The organism is Leptospiraceae bacterium, assembly GCA_025059995.1.
Classification (GTDB): domain Bacteria; phylum Spirochaetota; class Leptospiria; order Leptospirales; family Leptonemataceae; genus SKYB61.
On sequence record JANXCF010000010.1, the window covers coordinates 43,991 to 65,907 of the forward strand.

Sequence of the window (21,917 nt, forward strand, 5' to 3'; positions counted from 1 at the left end):
ATCAGTATGGAGAATTCCACGTAGGAGTTTTTGTAGTTGTAGTTTTTTCTAACTCAAAATTTAGTTTTTCCGAAATTTGATTCCATTCCTCTTGCTGAATGGCACTTGTGATAACCCACAGAAAGAAAAACGTCATATAAGCAAAAACATCCAAAATCACAACTATTAGTGAAGTATTACTTCCCTCGAGTTGGTGCCTACTTCGGATTTGATGTAGGATTGTAGAAATTTTATAATCAACAAAAATTCCCCACACACCAAACGTGAACAGTGATAGCAAAAAATCCAACCTAAAAGAATTTCCTGTAGGAGTTGTTCCTGTGGCTATGCGAATTTCTTTATAAATCTGAGCATACCAATAAATCAAATACAACCCAAACGTAATCAAAGACATAACCACAACAAACAGAGGAGAACGTTTTTTAAAACTCTTCATGATTACGTGTTCGTGTTTCGCTTCGAAATGTAAAGGAGATTTTAAAATTCAGCTGCATGGGTAGTCTTTGAGCTTGAAGCAATCCCTCGTTTTGATTTTTCGATAAAATCAATCAAAATTTGGATGTCAGGATCATTGGGAAACTGAAGCTTCAATTCTTCTAACGCTTTGGATATGGAGAATTCGCTTTTATATAAAATCTTATATGCTTGTTTGATTTTTCTTTTTTGTTCTTCAGTAAAATTTGCTCTACGTAGTCCCACTATATTTATCCCTACGATTTCTGCGGGATTGCCATCTGCCATCATGTATGGGGGTATATCCTGCACCACTTTTGCTAATCCCCCAATAATGCTATAATCTCCCACACGACAAAATTGATGTATCCCTACATGACCACTAATAAATGCTCGGTTCCCAATTTCTACATGTCCTGCTAAAACGGAACTATGAACCAAAATATTTCGATTTCCAATTTTACAATCATGAGCTATGTGCACAGAACCCATAATATAATTTTCATCTCCTATCCTCGTGGGTTCTTCTTTTGTGCTACGATGAAGGTTTGCGTACTCTCTGATGATGTTATGATTTCCAATCACAATCTTTGTTTTTTTTTTGGGATCAAAAGAAATGTCCTGCGGTAACCCTCCAATGTTTGCATAAGAAAAAATTTGGTTATTCTCCCCAATAATTGTTCCCGAGTGAATGTAGCAATAAGCACCAATTGTAGTATTTTTTCCAATGACCACATCGTCTTCGATAATAGTATAGGCTCCGATTTCTACATTTTCGTGGATTTCCGCTTTTGGACTTACAATAGCCGTTGGATGAATCTTCATCAAAGCAAACTTTTTTGTTTATCAACTATGAGCAAACGAATTTCAAATCATACAAAGCTAATAAGTTTTAATAATTAAAATTGATATAAAACCTAATCAAAAAAATTTACCCTTATGTGGATTGATACCCATTGCCATTTGGATATCACAGAATCATTCGGAATACCCATCAAAATCGCCTTAGAAAACTCCAAAGAAAACTCCATAAGTGTGATCATTCAAATTGCCACTTCTGAAGAGTCCTCTCGTTGGAATCAAAAATTCATTCAAAACTATTATTTAGCTCCAACTGATCATGTTAAAGTTTACTACACCATAGGGCTACATCCAGAATCCATCCAACAATCAAAAAAAGAAGAAATCCAACAAATCCAAAAACTCATCCAACAGAGCTCAGATGATCCCTATTTTGTTGGGATTGGAGAGACAGGTTTAGACTACTTTTATAATTCTGAAACCAAAGAACTTCAATTAGAATCATTTTTTGAACACCTTCAATTGGCAAAAAAATTGGAGCTCCCCATTATCGTTCATTGTCGTGATGATAAACAATACAACGAAGAAAAAACCGAAGCCATAGAAGAAATCTTTCGCTTAGCAAAAGAAGTATCATACCCAAATGGAATTATGCATTGTTATACTTATTCTTATAAAGAAGCCAAGTGGTTTTTAGAACTGGATTGGAAGATTTCATTTAGTGGGATTGTCACATTCAAGAATGCGAAAGTAATTCAAGAAGCTGCTCAAAAAATCCCTTTAGAAAATCTTTTGATTGAAACAGATTCTCCATTCTTAGCGCCGGTCCCCAAACGGGGAAAAACCAACGAACCTGCCAATCTTATCTACATTGGTGAATTCATAGCCAATCTGAGAAACATTCCAAAAGAGGAATTCCTTCTCCAACTTCAAAAAAATGTAAAAGAAACCTTTAAAAAAATTTCTATTGAAAAATAAAAATGATTTGTCTATATAGAGAACTTGATTTATCACTTTTAAAACAAATCAATACAAGGAGAGAGTTATGGCGCAAAAGAAAATCCTTATGCTTGTTGGTGATTTTGTAGAAGACTATGAAGTAATGGTTCCGTTCCAAGCGTTGTTAGCATTTGGTCATGAAGTTGATGCCGTGTGTCCTGGCAAGAAAAAAGGCGATAGGGTAAAAACCGCTATTCACGATTTTGAAGGCGAGCAAACCTACTCCGAAAAACCGGGACATTACTTCACTTTGAATAAAGATTTTGATGAAGTAAAGCCTGAAAATTACGATGCATTATACCTACCAGGGGGTCGGGCTCCTGAATACATACGAAGAAACGATAGGGTTATCTCAATCGTCAAACATTTCGCCGAAAACAATAAGCCCATTGCTGCTATCTGTCATGGCATTCAGCTTCTTACTGCAGCAAATGTGGTAAAAGGAAAAACCTTAACTTGCTATCCCGCCATTGGACCTGAAGTAATATTAGGAGGTGGCAATTATAAAGAAGTCGGTTTTGATCAAGTAGTCGTAGATGGAAATTGGGTGACTTCCCCAGCATGGCCAGGGCATCCTGCCATTCTAAAAGAATTCATCAAAATTATTGGACATAACCTCTGAGATTTAACCCTGCTCCGCTTCTATTCGAGAGAATAGAAGCGGAGTTATCCCACATAAAATTTGATTGTCAAATCAAACAAAGTAATTTTTGTTCAAGTTCATGAAAAAGTTCTTAGTTGCCACTGTGTTTATTTTTTTTATTTTTTTGGGAGTCATTTTCTTCAATACCTTTACCCTTCAAGAACCAAAGTATGAACCTATTCCAAACACAGAGTGGCTTCAATCAACGGAATTCGAAGAACATTATAAAAAACTTATAGAACATTTAGCCCAAGCAATCCGAATCCAAACGATATCCTATCAGGACCCAAAACAAATAGATAAAAACGAATTTCAAAAGTTCATACAATTTTTAGAAAAAAGTTTTCCAAGAGTTCATAAAAACCTAAAAAGAACTCTGTTCAATTTTTCACTTCTGTATGAATGGAAAGGGAAGAATCCAGAACTCAAGCCCGTTATTCTTATGGGGCATTATGATGTGGTTCCTGCGGATCCATCGGAGTGGAAATTTCCCCCATTTGACGGAGTCCTTTCTGAAGGTTATCTTTTTGGAAGAGGTGCCATTGATGATAAAATTACGGTTTTGGGGATTTTACAAGCAGCAGAATTTTTACTCCAACAAAACTTCCAACCCGAGCGAACCATTTATTTTTCCTTTGGACATGATGAAGAAATCGGCGGATTCCAAGGAGCAAAACTGATTGTCGAATATCTTCATCAGCAGAACATCCAACCCGAATTTGTTTTAGATGAAGGTGGAGCCATCACAGTCAAAATCATTCCCAATATTGATACACCTGTTGCCACGATTGGAATCGCCGAAAAAGGGTATTTGAGTTTGAAGTTAACAACGACAGGAACGAGTGGTCATTCTTCTATGCCACCCAAAGAAACTTCTATAACGAAATTGATCACGGCATTACATCGTCTTCACGAAAATCCGTTCGATTATGAATTCACCGAAATCCAAAAAACAATGTTTCGATTCATTGGTGCTGATTTTCCTTTCTTTCAAAAGATGGCGATCGCTAACCTCTGGTTGTTTGAACCTATCATCATTTCGAACTTAACCACCACCAACACAGGTAGAGCTTCCCTTCAAACCACTATGGCTACAACCATCCTCCAAAGTGGAATTAAAGAAAATGTCATACCTGAAAAAGCCGAAGCCATCATCAACTTTCGGCTACTGCCGGGGGATACCATTGCCGAAGTAAAAAAGCGAGTCCAAGAAATCATTCAGGATCCCACCATCCAAATCGAAGAAACACCCTATTCCATGGAAGCTTCTCCTGTGTCTTCTGTGGATTCTTTAGGATTTACTTTGATTGCTCGTTCCCTCAAAACCATTAATCCAGAAATCTCGATTGCTCCTTATTTGGTTCTTGGTGCTACGGATGCACGTCATTTTAGTAAAATTTCAAATAGCATTTACCGCTTCTTGCCCGTGTATCTCACTGAAGATGAACTCCAGGGTATGCACGGCATCAATGAGCGAATCTCATTGGAGTCTATTAAAACTGCCCTTTCTTTTTATGCTTTGGTGATCAAAAATTTGTAAAAGAAATGAATTCATCTTCATAGATAATCATTTTACCTATGCAACTATATGTCCTCGAAGGACTAGATGGAGCTGGGAAAACTACGGCGATAGAATATTTAAAAAAATTTATAAAAAAACTAAAAATTCATGATTCTTTTGCTTTTTTTTATGAGCCAACAGATTTTTCTACCGGCAAACAAATACGAGAGCATTTAAAAAAAAAGACTCTTTTGACAACCAAAGAATGGATTGAGCTCTTTGACCGGGACCGAAGAGAAAATTACCAAAGAAACCTTTTACCCAATCAAGAAAAAAAAATCATTTTGGATCGATATTATATTTCTACTTCCGTATATCAAGCTCAGAAGGAAAAAGAAGTCGAAGATATTTTTTATTTTTTTTACAACAAATATCCAAAGCCTACTATGGTTTTTTTTCTCAACATCTCTGTAGATTTAGCCCTCAAACGCTTAGATATTCGAAGCACAAAGAATCAACAAGCAAAAGAAATTTTTGAAAAAGAAGAAGAGTTAAAAAGAATCCAACAAAACTATACAATTGCCAAACAACTTTGTCAGAAACATCACATCTTTTGGGTTGATTTAGACTCTCAAAAAAAGCCTCATCAGCTCGCAAAAGAAATCTTAGAAATGATCTTTTCAGAATCAAAGAACCAATAAATTCGATATATGCCAAAAATTTATACTAAAAAAGGGGATGAAGGTTTTACCCATTTAGCGAGTGGAGAAAAGGTTTTAAAATTCCACATCCGTGTTGATTTATACGGGAACTGCGATGAATTGAATTCTTACATAGGTGTTGTATGCAGTTTGATCCAAGAAAAACAGACAAATCCAAAACTCAAAGAAATTTGGGATGAGTTAAATTTCATTCAATCCCTTATTTTTGAATATTCTGCGGAATTGGCAGGATACTATCGAGACAATCAAACCATTTTGAAAGAAGAAGACATTCTTCACTTGGAAGAAAAGATTGATGAATGGTCCAATAACATGCCAGAACTACGTAAGTTTATTTTGCCGGGAGGAAGTCTGATTGCTTCTTTTTTGCACGTTTGCAGAACCAAATGCCGAGATGTAGAAAGAAAACTCATCTATGCCATTGTGGAAAAAAAAGAAAATATTCATCCTGATTTTATAAAATTTTTCAATCGTTTGTCAGATTATTTTTTTACTTTGGCTCGGTATTGTAATTGGGTTTTGGATGTGCCAGAAACGGTTTGGGAAAGCCAACGAAAAAAACAACGTAAATCCTCAGCGGAAAACCGCTGAGGGAAAATAGGCTTTATTCTCCGTAAACAATCGTGCAGTTCCTTCCAAAAGCAACCCATATAACATTAAACCACTTTCTATCGATATATGCAATTCTACTTATACCACCATTTTTTCTTGCTGTATCAATTGAAGAGTCCCCAATAGCAACAACGCCAAGAACGATTATAGAACAGGCTTCTCCTTTTTTATTAGGTGCTGCCGTTGAGACACCGTCTAAATGTTCCGTAAGATCAGAAAAAATCGATCCCATTCCTGTTTTATTTGTTACTGGTGGTATACCAATACAACTACTTCCCAAAAACAAGCCCACCAAAGCTACTGCTAACAATTTGGGCATAAAAGTTTTCTTCATATTACACCCTCCTTTGAGCATGAGCAATTTTGCAATTTCTAAATGAAACAATATTTAAGTCAAGTAAAATTAGTTTTTTTCACAAATTTTATGAAATTATGATGAAACTTTTTTTATGAATTTGATTTGTTTTGAGATAATAAAATTTTAAATTAAAACTCAATATCTAAATAAAATAACGTATGAAGTCGTCCATCACTTTTGAATGTTGATGGTTTATTTTTGAGAGTCCTAAAATTTCCCTTGCTCTTTCGATATAGTAGAGATAGTCGTTATGTTCACTTTGATTCAAATACAACCAGTAAGCAATTAGTAAAGTCTTGTATTTATTTGAATGAATTCGTAAAGGTTCTAAATAGCCATTTTCACTTAGAGCTTCTGCTATGTTTTTTCGTGCTGGAAAAATATGATGATAAAGTTTTTGGTTTTTCCAAATCCCTTGAGATAACCAAACCGAATGATCCCTACAACGAAAGAGTAGTAGATAAGGGTGGTGATACAATACATTTTCCCATTTTAGATCTTCAATGATTTGAGAGATATTCAAACTACCTGTATAAACATCAAATTGATTTGTTCCAACTCTTTGAGTCAAAGAAAGAATTCGCTCAAGAGGGACTCTTTTGATGGCATAATGACGAAAAATTTTTTTTGTAAGCTGGATATGATGTTTGATGAGATTAAACAGAATTCTTTTCTTCAATAAAGTCATGAGAATAAAATTTTCTTTTCATGAAGGAAAAAAAAGAATATTTAGAAGATTTATGAGAATATTTAATTTTTTTCTTTTTCTTTTTTTTGTTTCTCTTGAGCTCTATTCCCAAGAAATCATTCTAAATCCTCAACCCAAAGAAGTTGTGATGTATCCTAACTATGCTTTTATAAAACGTCAAAGCAGCATAAAAATCAAAAAAGGAAGTAACGAAATCTGGATCTCCCCGTTGCCTGAGGGTTTTCTCGACACTTCCCTTCAAGTTCACATTACAAAAGGAAATACAGAAATCCAAAACCTTCAAATTTGGAATACTTATCTTCGACCAATAAAAATCGAGAAATTAGAAAAACTAAAATCCAAACTCAACGAGCTCATTCATAAAATCCTAGAACTCGAGAACGAAAAAGAAACCTACAACATCAGTATTCAAACTCTAAAGAAACTCACAATAGAAAAGTCCATAACTATTCAAGACATCAAATCTTTTCTACAATACCAAGAAACAAAAATTCTTGAAAACCTAAAAAAAATCACAAACCTTCAAAATCAACTCAACGAACTCCATCAAGAAAAAAAGAAAATCGAAGAAGAAATCAACATGTGGGAAGCTCATTCCCAAAAAACAAAAATCATACAAATCAATCTCAACTCAAACCAAGATCAAGAAATTATGTTAGAGGTGGGATATTTACAAAAAGATGCCTATTGGAAACCCAGTTATGAGATAAAAATTGATCCATTGAAAGAAAAAGCTTTCGTAAGCATGAAGGCAGAAATTTATCAAAACACTGGTGAGGATTGGAAAGATGTTTCTTTGACTTTAAGCACCCAAGAACCACACTTTGAGTCCATAGTGCCTGAGCTTCCTCCATGGTATTTGGAGGTGCAAAAAGAAGTGATTGTTCCTTATCGAAATCAACCCGAAGCATTTTTCAGAGCTAAAAAAGAAACCCAACCAGATGAAACACCATTGGCAGAAAATCAGCAGATTACGAAAATACATTCTGACATTTCTTCTTTTGAGTTTCAATTACCGGGGAAATACTTGATTTCTTCCAATCAAAAACCACAAAGAGTTCAAGTAATATCAAATCAAAGCCAGGCAAAAATACAGTATTTGAGTGTTCCAAAGTTGAGGGCTGGAGTTTTCGTTGTGGTAAAACTCGAAAATCCCTTTGATTTTCCTCTAAGTGTAGGTGAGGCAAATGTTTTCTTTGATGATAAATACAAAAATAAAGTTTTTTTAGAAAAACCTTACCTCCCCAAAGAAGAGATTTCTATCCCAATAGGAACTGAAGAACGAATCAAGATTGAACGAAAACTCGAACGAAAATTCACTGAAATTGTGGGAACCTTCAAAAAACAAATCCAGATCCATTATGAATTTTCTTTGAAAATCAAGAACACTCTTCCTAAAGAGGTTGAAGTCGAAATGATGGATCAAATCCCAGTTTCTAAACACGAGATGATTGAAGTTTCTCTATTAGAACCAAAACAAAATTTTTCTTCAAATAAGCAAGGTATCATCAAATGGAAAGTTCCCCTCAAGCAAAATCAGGAAAAGAAGTTGGATTTAAAATTCTTGGTTCGTTATCCAGAAGATGTTTACGTCTATGGACTTGACTGAAGTCCCCAATCCCAACGAAAAGACTAAGATAAAGATATTTTTTTTACCAGATCAAAAAGAAATCGAAGTCGAAGTAGGATCATCGATTTTAGAAGCATCCCTCAATTACGGTATACCTCACTATCACGTTTGTTTAGGAAATGGGGTTTGTTCCACATGTCGTGTGGAAATCTTAGAAGGTTTAGAATATCTGCCACCAAGAAACTCCCAAGAAAAGCTCATAGCCAACCAGAAAGGATGGAAGGATAACATACGTTTAGCTTGTCAAACCATACCCAAAGGAAATATCAAAGTTCGAAGGCTCATCTATGACGAAGGAGACTCTCGACTCGCACAAAAAGAAATCACAGACTCTCAAACTAAAGAAAACCAAGAGGCTACAGTTTTAGTCATAGAAATACAAAATTTTTTCGAATTGATAGAAAAAACTCCTAATGTATTTTTTTCGCTGAGTCATTTTTTTCAACGAGTAAATAAGGTCCTTTCAAATTTTGATTCTTACATTGAAAAACTGAATCAACATTCTTTAATGGCAATTTTTGTTCCCAAAGAAAATCAATCATTGTTGGAGCTCTCCCTCCACGCCCTCTATTGTACAAAGGAGATCTTGGAAATCTCAAAAGAATTCAACGAGACCAATAAACTTCAAGGAATCCAAGTTCAAATGGGGTTAAACCTTGGTGCTGTGATTTTCGCCAGTGCCAACTACAAAGGCAACTGGGAAAATGTGGTTTTTGGGAAAACAATTGAATGGGCAAATTACTTAACGAAAGTCAATAGAAAAGTCCAGACACATATTTTGATTTCAGAATCTCTTTATAACATCGCAAAAGACTATATTCGTATAGGTCGAAAATTCAAAGTGGTATCAAAAGAACTTTTTCAGCCACAGCTCGCATTTGAATTTTTAGAACTTAATCTTAACAAGGAAGAAGAACAAAAACGATACCTCCAAAAACCCATGAGCTTTTCTCTAAGGGAAATGATAGAACACAAAGACTTATCTCAACATTCACTAAAAAATATTGTTTTTGAGGTAGATAAATCTCAATCTCAGATTGTGTTTTTACTGATGACTCCTTTAGATAGATTCGTGGGTATTGCTAAGGATTATGAAATAGAAATAAACTATCAAGTTGATATAACCCCTAAACTCAACTTACAAATCTTCATTCCCGTTAAAAATATCACCACTTTACATCAAACGAGGGATGAAACTTTTTACGCAGAAAACTTCTTTGATGCAGTAAATTTTCCTCATATTTATTTTTTTAGTAACAACATACAAGTGCTTCAAGATCGCGAATTTCGATCGTATGGGAATTTGTTTCTCAAAGGGATAACCAAGCCCATAAGCATTGATTTTCATGTAAAGCTGGTCGATAAAAACCATCAAAATCCAAAGATGGGTCTTTCTGGTTCAACGAAAGTCTTTTTGAGGGATTTTGGGATTACCTCAGAACTCAACTACGAAATGCTGATTTCTTTTGAACTCCAATTTTGGGTTAAATTTTCAATTCAAGAAATAGAAAATAAAAAAGAATTATGAAGTTCCCTTTTTAACAAGAAAATAAAAAGGGTATTAGGGATTCATTTAACTTCTTCTGAAATATTAAAAACATTCATTCTTCAGATCAAAAATCAAATCTATCAATATATTTGGGTAGATATGTTTGCAGGAAAAGGGAATTGGATTCTTCCCATATTAGAACTCCCGCAAAAGAAAGAGTTGATTTTTCAGAAAACATATATTTCTTTTTGATGTTCAAAAAGAAATGATCGAAAAATGCATAAAGAATGCTCAAACCTATGGAATACCGTATGAAGTAGCCATAGAAAATATCCAACAACGAGACTCTTTGGAAAATTATCCCAAGCTTTTGAATTCAACTTATCCTGTTTATCATAATAACAAATCTTCATCCAACAACACTATCTCATGAAGACTTGATACTTTTGAAAGATTATTTCAATAAGATCAACAAAGAATTCAGAAATGTTGATAGAAAAAGAAATTTGCTAATTCCCATTTGAGATCAAATAGATTAAAATCCTTTCGAAGTTTTTTTCATGAACCCAATCAGACTACATCCTAAAACCAAAACCAAGTTGGATGGAAACCATACTCCAAATTGGTTTTACCTCCTCCAAGAGTGGGAAATTTCGAAGAACGTAATAAAACGTTTCCAAATATTCTTGTTGGTATTTGAAGTAATAAGAAATGTCATCTGTAATCCAAATGTATTTTCTTTGTATCCAATACCAATTTTGATTTTGGTTTTTGGAAGTCATTCTTGATGAGATTCCGTAGTGATATGACATGCCCAATTTTATTGACCACTGTTGATGACGATAGACAAGATTTCCGTTGATACGCCATAACAAACCTTCACCACTAAAAAAAGAATTTTGATGAAACGTAATGGGATCTAAAAAGCCAAGTGATTGTAACCTCCAACTTTGATAGAAAAAACGAACTTCTGGCATGTATCCAATCCCTAATGGAAATTCAAGATAAAACCACTTTAAGATTCTTGCTTGGATGCCATATTGAAAAACGATAGCGTTGTAATCCCCTTTCCACTCAATTTGGTATTGCGTTATGTCATAAATTTTTTGAACCCACATGAAAGGAAAATAAAACTTTCCAAAACTGATAGAAATAAAATCCCTCTCAGAAAAAAAAGAAATCAAAGAAATAAAGAGCTCCCCATTGAACTGAGAATTTTTTTGATGTTCTAACTTTGCATGAGGTTCATATAGTTCGTAAAGGCGAAAAATGGGATTTCGCATAGAATCCAAAAAAGAGGTTTTTGGGTAATAGCTTTGATGTAAGTTTACTCCCACCTCCCAAGAGATTGCCTCAAGCAATGAAATAAAAAATAAAAAAACAAAAAATCTCACTTTGTGATAACCACTGGATGTTTGTATTTTCGTAAAATATCCAAAGGTTGAACGCTTTTTGGGATTTCTTTATCGAATACCAATTTTGCCATTTCTCCGTTTTTTAAAATATCCATATCCTTGTTGCTGGTTTTGATTTGTTTGATTTGAAATATTTCTTTTTCTAGTCCGTTTCGTAATATTTGGATTCGATCCTCTAATAGGATTTTGTCTCTGGCTAATACCCAAATTCCGTCTTCTTCGACATGTTGGATTACACCGCCTAAAGAAAAGGCAGGTTCATTTCTGCTTTTACCGTTATGTTGATAACCGTCAATAGGTTGTCCAAAATACATCCCCGTGGTAAACCCACGATTGGAAAACTGTTCTAATTCATCCCACCATTCCTCTTTCACAACAAAACTGTTTTTCTCTAGGAGATCAATGGCTTCACGATATACCTTCACAACACCTGCCAAGTAGTTTATACCCTTCATGCGCCCTTCAATCTTAAAGCTATTTACTCCTGCTTCTGCTAACAAAGGAAGGTGTTCAATCATACACAAATCCTTTGAACTCATCACATAGGTTCCGTGATCATCCTCAAAAACTGGGAAAAATTCATTTTCTCTTGTATCTTCTTTTAAATAGTAGACTGAGTACTTCCAGCGACAAGAATTTGTGCATTCTCCTTTGTTAGCAGATCGCCCCGTCATATAAGCAGAAAGAAAACATCGTCCCGAATACGCAATGCACATAGAACCATGAACAAAGGCTTCCAAATCTACATTTAGGCTTTTACGAAATTCCCGGATATCGTCTAGGCTTACTTCTCTTGCTAAGATGATTCTTTCTATTCCCAAATCTTCCCAGAATTTCGCAGCTTCTACGTTGGTGATATTGGCTTGAGTGCTTATGTGGATGGGAATTTCAGGAGCATATTTTTTTGCCAAACGAAAAACTCCATAATCCGAAATAATGATGGCATGAGGTTTTACATCATTCAAAAAAAGCAAATGTTCTTTTATTGCTTCTAAATCCTTGTTATGGGGATAAATGTTAATTGTGATGTAAATTTTTCTATTTTTTGATTTTACGTAGTCGATGGATTGCTTTAGGATCTCCAAATCCATTTCTTTGATTTGGCTTCGAAGACTGAACTCAGGAAGTCCAGTATATACCGCATCAGCCCCATAATGAAGAGCGATTTGTAATTTTTCAAAATTTCCTGCAGGAGCTAATAGTTCATATTTTTTACTCATAGACTTACTGAATCTTTAAAAGTTTTTCGATGGTTTGATTTACATATTGTAGTCTTTCGATTGCTTCTTCTTTTTTATGTCTTTGTTCTTCTATTACTTGTTCGGGAGCGGACTTAATGAACTTTTCGTTATTCAATTTTGAGTCCGCAATCGTAATGATTTTTTCTAATTCTTGTTTTTCTTTTTGGAGTTTTTGGAGCTCTGATTGTAGGTTCACTACTCCTTTGAGGGGAACCTCCATAAAGCCTGTTCGTAAAACCTCTACTATGGTTTGAGAGTCTATGGTTTTTTCTTGAATGAAAGTGATCTCTTCTGCTTGAATCAAACGTAAAACTGCTTCTTTTTTGGATTCGATATAATTTTGAAAATTAGGGTCTTCTGTAAAAATCCGAACTTGGATTTTTCTTGAGGGTGGTATTGATAAATCCGCACGAATGGAACGTGTTTTCGTAATTAGTTCTTTGAGGTCATCTAAATATGAGATCTTATCCTTCCAGCTGGAAACTTCCCATTTCTTTATTTCGAAATCATACAGTTCCCACATCAAAAAAGGAACATCTTTTTTTGATAAAAAGGGCTTTAAATACGAAAACAATTCTTCTGTAAGAAATGGCATAAAAGGATGGAGCAAATTCAAAATCTGATATAGAACATAAACCAAGACATACAATGCGGATTCTTTTTTGTCAGAGTCTTTTTTGAGCCGTGGCTTTACAATCTCAATATACCAATCACAATAGTAATTCCAGATAAACTCATAGAGTTCTTCTGATACAATGTGGAATTTATAACTATGAAGTAGATTCTGAACTATGTTTTCAACCCGATGCAAATGATAAAGTATCCAATAATCTTCGTTTTCTAATGCGAGGTCTAATTGATAAAGCCTTGAGAAATCTAGCTGAAAATCTTCTGGTAAATTCAAAAACACAAAGCGAGCAGAATTCCAAATTTTATTACAAAAGTTTTGATACCCTTTCAATCGTTGTTCAGAATAAACCAAATCTTTTCCTTCAGTCAACGTAGCCATAAAGAAATAACGATACGAGTCAGCCCCATAGGTTTTTATGATCTCTACGGGATCAACGTTGTTTCCCATGCTTTTTGAAATTTTTCTTCCTTTTTCGTCGCGCATCAAACCATGAATATAAACATCCTTAAAGGGTTCTTTTCCGATAAAATGAACTCCCATCATAATCATCCTTGCCACCCAGAAAAAGATAATATCAAACCCAGTGACCAAAACCCTTGTTGGATAGTAGGTCTTCAAATCGTCTGTATCTTCAGGCCAACCCATGGTTGAAAAAGGCCACAATGCTGACGAAAACCAAGTATCCAAAACATCGGGATCTCGTTCAATATTTTTTGAATGGCAGCTCTCACAAGAAGTCAAGTCTTCCATAGAAACTGAGATATGACCACAATCCTTACAATACCACGCCGGGATTTGATGTCCCCACCATAATTGTCGAGAAATACACCAATCCTTTATTTGATGCATCCAAGAAAAGTATAGGTTTTCCCAACGTTTAGGAATGAATTTTATCTTTTCTTGTTCTACGTATTCTATGGCTTTTTTTGCTAATGGTTCTACTTTTACAAACCATTGAGTGGAAATCATGGGTTCCACTATAGCATTGCTTCTTTGGGAACGACCGATGCTCATGATGTGTTCTTTGGTTCCCCGATCTAAGCCTAATTTTGCTATATCTTCTTTGATTTTTTTTCGAGCTTCAAAGCGATCCAAACCTTTGTAGGGTCCACCATTTTCGTTGATTCTTGCAGATTCATCAAAGATGTTGATAAATTCCAATTGATGGCGTTTCCCTACCTCAAAGTCGTTGGGATCGTGAGCGGGTGTGACTTTTACCGCACCAGTTCCGAATTGAGGATCCACTAAAATCGCATCTGCAATGATTGGGATTTCTCGTCCCAACAATGGATGTTTGACTTTTTTACCGATCAGGTGTTTATATCGTTCATCATCAGGATGAACAGCGATCGCAGTATCCCCTAACATGGTTTCTGGACGAGTGGTAGCAACAACGATTTCTCCTCCTCCATCAACCAACGGATAAGCAAAACTCCAAAGTTCTCCTTTATAGTTTTCTTCATACTCTACTTCCAAATCCGAGAGAACTGTTTTGGTTTCGGGATCCCAGTTTACCATTTTTGTATCACGATAGATCAAGCCTTGTTTATACAGATCAACGAATACTTTTCGAACAGCATAGGATAAGCCTTCATCCATCGTGAAGCGTTCTCTCCCCCAGTCAACGGAAACCCCCAATTTTCTCATTTGTTGTGTGATGACGTTTCCATAATGCTCTTTCCACTGCCAAACTCGTTCTAAGAAAGCTTCTCGTCCCAAATCCCATCTTGTTTTGTTTTCTTTTTCTTTGAGTTCACGTTCTACTCTGCTTTGAGTGGCTATCCCAGCATGGTCAGTGCCTGGGATCCACAAAGTTTGATAGCCCATTTTTCTTGCTAACCGAATCAAAACATCTTGTATTGTCATATTCAATGCATGACCAACGTGCAACTGTCCTGTTACGTTCGGTGGAGGAATGACAATCGAATAAGGACCTTTAAACTCGAGGCGATTTAGTTTTTTTGCGAACTCAGGAGAAAAGGCATTTTCTTTTTCCCATAACTGATACCATTTTGACTCAACCTGGAGATGTTCATAGCGGGATGGGAGCTCCACTTTTTTCATGAATCCAAAATTTCTTTTAAGAAAGAAAAGAAAAGGATTTTACAAATGGATGACTACGTTAAGACTTTTGACGCCTAAATTTTTTCTGATAATAAATTCCTAAATTTCTTATCAATGGAAATAGTATTTTTGAAGATGAGGGGAAAGCGCTCACCACTTTTGCCAATAAACCACGATACATTGGTATGATGACTTCTAACTCCTTTGTCTTCATAGTTTTGAGAATGACTTTACTCACGTACTCTGGTGTAAGGTAATAAAAATTCGAAAAAGACAAAGCAGCTTCAATAAAATCCTTTTGATAATCCAACATAGGAGTTTTGATGGCATCAGGGCAGATGACACTTACGTAAACATTATAGGGCTTTAATTCTAAAGCTATCGCAAGACTAAAAGCACGAACTGCAAACTTGGTCGCACTATACAAAGAAATTCCCGGAATAGGAGCAATCCCAGCCAAAGATGAAATATTAATGATGTGTCCGTTTTGAGTTTCCTTCATTTTTTTAGCAACTAGATAAGTTCCATAAATTAATCCTTTTAGATTGATATCAATTTGTTTTGTGATCTCTTTCTCTGTAAAATCAAATACATAACGTGGTTGTATTATAGCTGCTAAATTGATTAGCACGTCAATATGATGTTTTTGATAAATTGTATTTAATAATTTTTCCCATTCTGAATGATTCGAGACATCCAACGGATAGTATTGAACATTCTTTTGGGAGAAATTATATTGTTGATGAATATCAGTTGCAATGATGACGTGATTAAGTTCTGATAATCTTTGTATGAGCGCTTGTCCAAGACCACCACATGCTCCCGTTATGAAAACATACATAATATTTTAGACAGTTTGTTTTTTTGCACGTTTTTCGGATCGCTTCCTAAAATAGGTAACTTCTTTATCTAGTTCCTCTAAATTTTTACAACTGATTAAACCTTGGTCGAGTTCTAAGTATTTTTTCTTGATGAGTTCAACAATATACTGCTGATCCTTCACTGGATCCATACCTACCATTTTTAAGAGATCATTTCCTGATATACGAAAATTATAAGTAGCTTTAGGTTTGATGGGAACTTTTTCTTTTTCGACTTGGATTAATAACATATCCAACAATCGACCAATGGGATCAGTAATAGTGAGATTCGATAGTTGTCGATAAGCTGTCCATATTCTTTCAGAAAGAAGTGTAATAAGCCTTTCAGCCATGATGGGCTGTTCTATTACTAAACGATCAAAATTTTGGCGATTGATTGCCGCCATTTCGCAGTCTTCTGCTGCGATTGCGGTAGCACTACGAGGACGATTGTCCAACAAAGCCATCTCACCAAAAATGTCGCCTTCTTTCAATAGAGCTAAGATGGTTTCTTTACCTGAAATTAGTTTTGAAATTTTAACACTTCCTTTTTTGATGATATATAATTCATCCCCAGGTTCATTTTCACAAAATATGATTTGATCTTTTTTAAAATAACGGGTTAGTTCTTTCTTAATCAGTTTCGGAGCTACAAAAGGTTTATTCATTTTTTGAAGGTAGAGCTTGGCTTGAGCTACGTTTTTGTCATTCGGGCAGTATTCAATGAACTTTTGAAAGGCATAAGCTGCATGATCAAATCGATTACTTTTAAACCAAAAAACACCCAGATCATATAGATGACTCGGATCTTCTTCTATTTTGAATTGTTGAGCAGAGATGTTTGTAATGGTTGCATCAAACTCTCGTAGTTTCAAAGAGAAAGATCGAATGATCTTCATTGCAAGGGGTGTGCTCTTGGTAATCAGAACACGAAATTGATCATGAGGAACCTCAATCAGTGTTGTCGGTGCTGATGTTACTGCACTTTCCATTCGTTTGTGCCCAGTCATAGCAGTTTCTACACCGAAGAAATCACCTTTTCTTAGAACCTTTTCTGGTTGAATCCCAATAGTAAAAAACTTACCTGATAATCCTACTTGACCATCTTGAATGATATAAAAGGATCTTGGGTTTGGTTCTGTATTTTCAAAATAGATGTAGGAACCAGGTTTTAAAGTTTTGATTGAAAAAGCCATACTTTCCTTTATTGATTTCGATATAACCTTTTCACAAAAAAGTAAAATTTTATAATTTATGTATAATTTTTTTATAATAAATATTGTCAAGCATAAGAAACTAAATTAAGGCTAAGTTTAGAAAAACTGATTTTCATATAATTTCCTATATTGTAAAAAAATTTCTTTGCTCAAAAAATTACGTTTTTCGAGTTCTTCTAATAAAGTAAAAAATTCCTCTACTTTCTTGTTTTTAGAATAATTTTTATAGATTCGATCCAATATCTGCTTTTGGATTTCTGGTTTTTGAAATTCTTCAGGATACAGATAAAATAACTCCAGTAAGCGCTGGGTTTGTTCGGTAGAATTTCTTAACTCCAGCGCTATACTGAATTGATTCTGAAAGTCCTTTTGGATAGAGTTTTTTGTATCATACTTTTCTTTTTGATTTAAGTCCTTCTCCTCCTTCGAAAACACAGAAGGAAACGTAGAAAAAACAAACAAAACCAAGAAAAACAAGATAAAAAAGAACTTAAATTGCTTTCTTTTCATAGGTGTCTACAAAAGAGTAGAACCACTCATAATCTTCATCAAAAATATCCGCCATAGATAATCCCATTTCTTCGTAATATTGTAATAGAATTTCTAAATGAAGAATGGTTTCTTCTTCGTCTGTATATTTTTCTTTTTCCAAACCCTTCAAAACTAAGGCTTCTTCTTTGATTTTGTTTTTGAACTCTTCTGATTTGTTTTTGAAGATTAAGATTGATGAAATGATATCAAACTTAATGGTTTCGATGATCTTTTCAAAGTCTTCGTCTGATTGATAAAAAAATCGAGAAGCAATTTCCGTTTGGAAATAATCACCCCATGTGATGATATCCGGCTTAGCACCGTATTTTTGTTCCAAGAACTGAACCTCTTCTTCTGAGATATATGGAACCTTTGCATATTTGTCAACAAATTCCTTTAAATTTAACAAAGCGACGATTTTACGAGCTCCAAGTTGTCCTCGATCAACCATTGGTTGAAGTTGTGGATGTAAACCAGATATTCTAATCATGATAAAAAAATCGGTATAATGAGAAATTCCTAAGATATTTTTTTTATTAATTGCCATTTATCAAAAAATGTGTTGATTTATATTTATCAAATTTTAAACTACTTTAAACCAAATTTTAATTGAAAAATTAATTTTTATATCTATACTAATTTACTTGGAATAATAAGTATATGATATTACCATTTGAGGATAATCCTTTTATCAAAGAGTATGTTGAAATTAAACGTTATTTTCGAAGGTTTGAGAGCCAAACTTCGAAAGAAAGAATTCGGGATTTCTATCGATTCGCAAAAATCCTAAAGCAGCTTGGATATGAAGTAGCGTTTGATTTTGTAGGCTCTTTAAACTTTGGTATCACTGAACACAATTCAGATGTAGACTTTATTTTATATATTTGGTGCGATGAACATGTACATCAAGAGTGTACAATTTTCAACTGTAATAATTACCGACAAGTATACTTTTTGATACTTCATACTCTAATGCAAAATTATATTAAACCTCAATACCAAGCGCAGATTGTGGATTACATTAACCTAAAAAAGTTAGAAAAAGAACTCAATAAAGAATCAGAACATGATCATAATATTCTTTTTCGATTTGCTTTTTATCGTTCGATTAGTAGAGGTGTTAATTTGAAAATCTTGAGACCTTACCAAAAGAAGCTCTTAAGCAAGCCTGAGCTTCTCAAAACCTTATCGAAATACATAGACGATGTTATTTTTACCTTCAATCAATCCTCAAAGCACAACTTGTCTTTTGAAAAGTACCGGATACGACTTCATGAAAATGGAATCAAGATCCCTGACTCCATCATCAAGAAAATTAAGAATTACTTAAACTTCTCAAGCAATTATCTTGGCTAGTCTTTAATTTTTAATTTTTCTTGAGTCTGTGATTTTCGATATAAAAATTCATCAAGAAAAAAGACCAAAAAACCCACAATAACAAAAAAAACAAAAGACTCCAATGGTATCCAAATTAAAAATCCTCCTAAAATTCCCAAAAAACATCCCAAGTATTGGATATATTCTAATTGTTCAGAAGTAGAATACAAAATGAGTTTCTCTAAACGCAATTCATCAAATTCCAGAAGATTATTCACAATGACACTTTTTATATCTATTCGCTCCATTAAAAAAAGCACGGTATTTAATATCATCAATTCAATATTTTCTTGGCGGTTATTAATCAGTTCAGGTAGTTTCTTTAGGAACTCTTGAACTTTTTTTTGATAAGGGTCTAATTTGATTTCAACTTTGAGAATCATTTCTTCTATTTTTTTGGACACTTCCTGATTACCCACAAAAAATTTATAGAGTTTGAATAAGCCACCTTCTATTCCTTTGAGGTTATCTAAATCTAATCCATCAATTATAGATCTGAGGTTTTTTCGAAAATCTTCGGATTTAAGCAAGTTATTTACAGAGGACTCAATAACATGTATTAGATCCTCTTGGAATTCTTGGAGCTCTATTGTCTCTTTTAGAGACTGATTGAACTTGATTAAGTATTTTTTGATAAGTTCTCGCTCTTTGATTTGTTTTACCACTAATTGAGGGTTGATAACTTCTTTGCTTATGGCTTCACCCAAACGCTGAGCAATTTTTATTTTACTTGCAGGAATCAATCCTTGTCCCAGTAATGGACGTTTTTTTCTAGGATGAAAAAGCATCCTAATCGCTATGTAATTGGTTCCATAACCCACCAAGCCCGTAACCGCCAACATCCTCAAAACCCCTTCTAAATACAAAGGGTTCTGACGCCAAGGGATTTGTAGAATTATGCCTTCAAAAGGATCATAAAAAAGCGTGATGAGAAACACAAAGCCTGAGAGCCAGGGTAATATCTTTAAGAAAACCAAAAAATAATTTTTTCTACTACTTGTTGTGGTTATTAATACATTCGTTTCTTGTTCTTTCTCTGGAATGAACTTATGATACCATTTGTGAAAAAATTCTTCTAACTGTTTAAATTCTAATTTTTCGTTTTTCAAATCCAACTGACTAACTACAAGATATATTGACTTAAATCTCGATCCTTCATGATGGGCGAGAGTTTTTCTCGAACGTAATTTGCATCAATTCGGACTTTTCTTTGATCCTGAGGTAAATCTGGAGCTTCAAAAGAAATATCCTCAAGAATAGCTTCAATCACCGTATGGAGTCTTCTTGCTCCAATGTTTTCTGTTTTGGAGTTCAACTCATATGCAATACGGGAAATTTCTTCAATGGCATCTTCAGTAAATTCCAGTTCAACGTTTTCCGTTTCTAAGAGTTTGATTGATTGTTTGATCAAAGAATTTTCTGTTTCTGTGAGTATTCGCTTGAAGTCTTCTTTGGTTAGTTCATCTAACTCCACCCGTAATGGGAAACGTCCTTGTAGTTCCGGGATTAAATCCGAGGGTTTACTGGAATGAAATGCTCCAGCTGCGATGAACAAAATGTGATCTGTTTTTACAGGTCCATAACGAGTATTGATAGTAGAACCTTCCACCACTGGCAGAAGATCCCTTTGAACTCCTTCTCTTGATACATCAGGTCCGTGAACGTTTCCTCTACCAGCTATTTTATCAATCTCATCGATAAATACAATTCCGAGTTGTTCTGTTCTTCGGATGGCTTCGGCTTTGACTTTATCTTGATCAATGAGTTTATCTACTTCATCTTGGAAGAGAAGTTGTTTAGCTTCTGCAATGGTGACTTTCTTTTTTTTGTTTTTCTTTGGAAAGAAATCCCCGAAAAGATTTTGGAGTTGCATATCAATTTCTTCAAGGTTTGGACCTCCCACTACTTGAACCATAGGCATGACGGGTGTGGGAACATCAATTTCGATTTCATATGAATCCAAATCTCCTCTTCGAATTTGTTCTCGCAATGCTTCTCGTAATAACACATCATCACTAGACATGGACTCCTGTTTTTCTCGGGGAGATTGACCAGCTTGGATATCTCTTCCTAATTGACTCATTTCTAAAATGGTTCGAATCACCGTGAAGGGATTTTTTTCTTCTTCGCTGGGTCGTTGTTCTTTCTTTTTGTTTTTGGATAATAAAATATCAATGATTCGTTCCTCAACATTCCGTTTGGCTTTTTCTTCTACTTCTCTTTCAAATTCTTTTTTTACTAAGTTCACTGCATTAGCCACCAAATCCCTTATAATAGAATCCACATCCCGTCCTACATAACCAACCTCAGTAAATTTTGTTGCTTCTACTTTAACGAAAGGAGCTTTGGTTAATTTGGCTAAGCGTCGGGCTATTTCTGTTTTTCCACATCCTGTTGGTCCTATCATGATGATGTTTTTGGGGTAGATTTCATCTCGTAAACGTTCGTCTTGGATTTTTTGTCTTCGCAATCGATTTCGTATGGCTATGGCAACAATCTTTTTAGCTCTATCTTGACCAATGATGTATTTATTGAGTTCTTGAACGATTTGTTTGGGTGTTAATTGTTCGACTTCTTTTAAAACTTCGTCTTGAGGTTTATTTTTATTAGTAGTCAACATAGGATAGTTGACTTGATTCGTCTCCATATACCACCATCAAAAAA

22 protein-coding genes are annotated in these 21,917 nt (G+C 34.7%); 9 read left to right on the forward strand and 13 right to left on the reverse strand.

All coding sequences use genetic code 11. The annotated features are described in order from the left end of the window. Nucleotide 1: 1 nt before the first annotated feature. Together NZ853_11185 and lpxA are read right to left on the reverse strand one after the other, a co-directional pair. Nucleotides 2–436 carry a DUF4234 domain-containing protein gene (locus tag NZ853_11185; protein MCS7206247.1) on the reverse strand — a complete coding sequence of 145 codons (435 nt, stop codon included), beginning with the start codon at nucleotides 434–436 and terminating at the stop codon, nucleotides 2–4. 41 nt (nucleotides 437–477) lie between these two features. Continuing rightward, a complete protein-coding gene (lpxA, locus tag NZ853_11190; protein ID MCS7206248.1) occupies nucleotides 478–1,278 on the reverse strand; it encodes an acyl-ACP--UDP-N-acetylglucosamine O-acyltransferase in 801 nt (266 codons plus the stop codon). A 114-nt stretch (nucleotides 1,279–1,392) separates the two neighbouring features. On the opposite strand from lpxA, the gene NZ853_11195 reads away from it, so the two are divergent. The 5 genes from NZ853_11195 (at nucleotide 1,393) to NZ853_11215 (ending at nucleotide 5,710) form a co-directional block, all read left to right on the forward strand. Next, nucleotides 1,393–2,232 carry a TatD family hydrolase gene (locus NZ853_11195; GenBank protein ID MCS7206249.1) on the forward strand — a complete coding sequence of 280 codons (840 nt, stop codon included), beginning with the start codon at nucleotides 1,393–1,395 and terminating at the stop codon, nucleotides 2,230–2,232. Nucleotides 2,233–2,299: 67 nt separating this feature from the next. Next, the gene (locus NZ853_11200; GenBank protein ID MCS7206250.1) at nucleotides 2,300–2,875 is read left to right on the forward strand and encodes a DJ-1/PfpI family protein; all 576 of its coding nucleotides are present in this window, start codon (nucleotides 2,300–2,302) and stop codon (nucleotides 2,873–2,875) included. Between the two features lie 100 nt (nucleotides 2,876–2,975). Next, nucleotides 2,976–4,436 carry a M20 family peptidase gene (locus tag NZ853_11205; GenBank protein MCS7206251.1) on the forward strand — a complete coding sequence of 487 codons (1,461 nt, stop codon included), beginning with the start codon at nucleotides 2,976–2,978 and terminating at the stop codon, nucleotides 4,434–4,436. 38 nt (nucleotides 4,437–4,474) lie between these two features. Next, the gene (tmk, locus tag NZ853_11210; protein ID MCS7206252.1) at nucleotides 4,475–5,098 is read left to right on the forward strand and encodes a dTMP kinase; all 624 of its coding nucleotides are present in this window, start codon (nucleotides 4,475–4,477) and stop codon (nucleotides 5,096–5,098) included. Between the two features lie 9 nt (nucleotides 5,099–5,107). Next, nucleotides 5,108–5,710 carry a cob(I)yrinic acid a,c-diamide adenosyltransferase gene (locus tag NZ853_11215; protein ID MCS7206253.1) on the forward strand — a complete coding sequence of 201 codons (603 nt, stop codon included), beginning with the start codon at nucleotides 5,108–5,110 and terminating at the stop codon, nucleotides 5,708–5,710. A gap of 13 nt (nucleotides 5,711–5,723) precedes the next feature. Here NZ853_11215 and NZ853_11220 read toward each other — a convergent pair whose 3' ends face one another. Together NZ853_11220 and NZ853_11225 are read right to left on the reverse strand one after the other, a co-directional pair. After that, nucleotides 5,724–6,050 (reverse strand): TRL-like family protein, encoded by a 327-nt coding sequence (locus NZ853_11220; protein MCS7206254.1) that lies wholly within the window; start codon nucleotides 6,048–6,050, stop codon nucleotides 5,724–5,726. 181 nt (nucleotides 6,051–6,231) lie between these two features. Beyond that, complete coding sequence (locus NZ853_11225; protein MCS7206255.1) at nucleotides 6,232–6,777, reverse strand: hypothetical protein; 546 nt, start codon at nucleotides 6,775–6,777, stop codon at nucleotides 6,232–6,234. A gap of 52 nt (nucleotides 6,778–6,829) precedes the next feature. On the opposite strand from NZ853_11225, the gene NZ853_11230 reads away from it, so the two are divergent. From NZ853_11230 to NZ853_11240, 3 genes are all read left to right on the forward strand, one after another. Then, complete coding sequence (locus NZ853_11230) at nucleotides 6,830–8,407, forward strand: mucoidy inhibitor MuiA family protein (protein ID MCS7206256.1); 1,578 nt, start codon at nucleotides 6,830–6,832, stop codon at nucleotides 8,405–8,407. Continuing rightward, nucleotides 8,394–9,956 carry a YceI family protein gene (locus NZ853_11235; GenBank protein MCS7206257.1) on the forward strand — a complete coding sequence of 521 codons (1,563 nt, stop codon included), beginning with the start codon at nucleotides 8,394–8,396 and terminating at the stop codon, nucleotides 9,954–9,956. The genes NZ853_11230 and NZ853_11235 overlap by 14 nt, the downstream gene beginning before the upstream one ends. 226 nt (nucleotides 9,957–10,182) lie before the next feature. After that, a complete protein-coding gene (locus NZ853_11240; GenBank protein MCS7206258.1) occupies nucleotides 10,183–10,350 on the forward strand; it encodes a hypothetical protein in 168 nt (55 codons plus the stop codon). A 142-nt stretch (nucleotides 10,351–10,492) separates the two neighbouring features. On the opposite strand, the gene NZ853_11245 is transcribed toward NZ853_11240, so the two are convergent. From NZ853_11245 to NZ853_11275, 7 genes are all read right to left on the reverse strand, one after another. After that, nucleotides 10,493–11,311, reverse strand: a complete 819-nt coding sequence (locus NZ853_11245) for a hypothetical protein (GenBank protein MCS7206259.1) — start codon at nucleotides 11,309–11,311, stop codon at nucleotides 10,493–10,495. Then, a complete protein-coding gene (locus NZ853_11250; GenBank protein ID MCS7206260.1) occupies nucleotides 11,308–12,552 on the reverse strand; it encodes a U32 family peptidase in 1,245 nt (414 codons plus the stop codon). The genes NZ853_11245 and NZ853_11250 overlap by 4 nt, the downstream gene beginning before the upstream one ends. Before the next feature lie 4 nt (nucleotides 12,553–12,556). Further along, nucleotides 12,557–15,268, reverse strand: coding sequence for a valine--tRNA ligase (locus NZ853_11255; protein MCS7206261.1), 2,712 nt, complete (start codon nucleotides 15,266–15,268; stop codon nucleotides 12,557–12,559). Between the two features lie 58 nt (nucleotides 15,269–15,326). Then, nucleotides 15,327–16,109: an SDR family NAD(P)-dependent oxidoreductase gene (locus tag NZ853_11260; GenBank protein MCS7206262.1), complete on the reverse strand. Its 783-nt coding sequence runs from the start codon at nucleotides 16,107–16,109 to the stop codon at nucleotides 15,327–15,329. A gap of 6 nt (nucleotides 16,110–16,115) precedes the next feature. Then, nucleotides 16,116–17,324, reverse strand: coding sequence for a cyclic nucleotide-binding domain-containing protein (locus NZ853_11265; GenBank protein ID MCS7206263.1), 1,209 nt, complete (start codon nucleotides 17,322–17,324; stop codon nucleotides 16,116–16,118). A 117-nt stretch (nucleotides 17,325–17,441) separates the two neighbouring features. Next, nucleotides 17,442–17,855, reverse strand: a complete 414-nt coding sequence (locus NZ853_11270; GenBank protein MCS7206264.1) for a hypothetical protein — start codon at nucleotides 17,853–17,855, stop codon at nucleotides 17,442–17,444. After that, nucleotides 17,836–18,423 (reverse strand): hypothetical protein, encoded by a 588-nt coding sequence (locus NZ853_11275; GenBank protein ID MCS7206265.1) that lies wholly within the window; start codon nucleotides 18,421–18,423, stop codon nucleotides 17,836–17,838. Before NZ853_11275 ends, NZ853_11270 begins: the two co-directional genes overlap by 20 nt. A gap of 113 nt (nucleotides 18,424–18,536) precedes the next feature. Here NZ853_11275 and NZ853_11280 point away from each other — a divergent pair, with 113 nt between their 5' ends. Further along, nucleotides 18,537–19,232, forward strand: a complete 696-nt coding sequence (locus NZ853_11280) for a hypothetical protein (protein MCS7206266.1) — start codon at nucleotides 18,537–18,539, stop codon at nucleotides 19,230–19,232. On the opposite strand, the gene NZ853_11285 is transcribed toward NZ853_11280, so the two are convergent. Both NZ853_11285 and hslU read right to left on the reverse strand, forming a co-directional pair. Then, complete coding sequence (locus tag NZ853_11285) at nucleotides 19,229–20,362, reverse strand: DUF445 family protein (protein MCS7206267.1); 1,134 nt, start codon at nucleotides 20,360–20,362, stop codon at nucleotides 19,229–19,231. The genes NZ853_11280 and NZ853_11285 overlap by 4 nt on opposite strands. 14 nt (nucleotides 20,363–20,376) lie before the next feature. Next, nucleotides 20,377–21,873: an ATP-dependent protease ATPase subunit HslU gene (hslU, locus tag NZ853_11290; GenBank protein ID MCS7206268.1), complete on the reverse strand. Its 1,497-nt coding sequence runs from the start codon at nucleotides 21,871–21,873 to the stop codon at nucleotides 20,377–20,379. Nucleotides 21,874–21,917 lie beyond the last annotated feature (44 nt).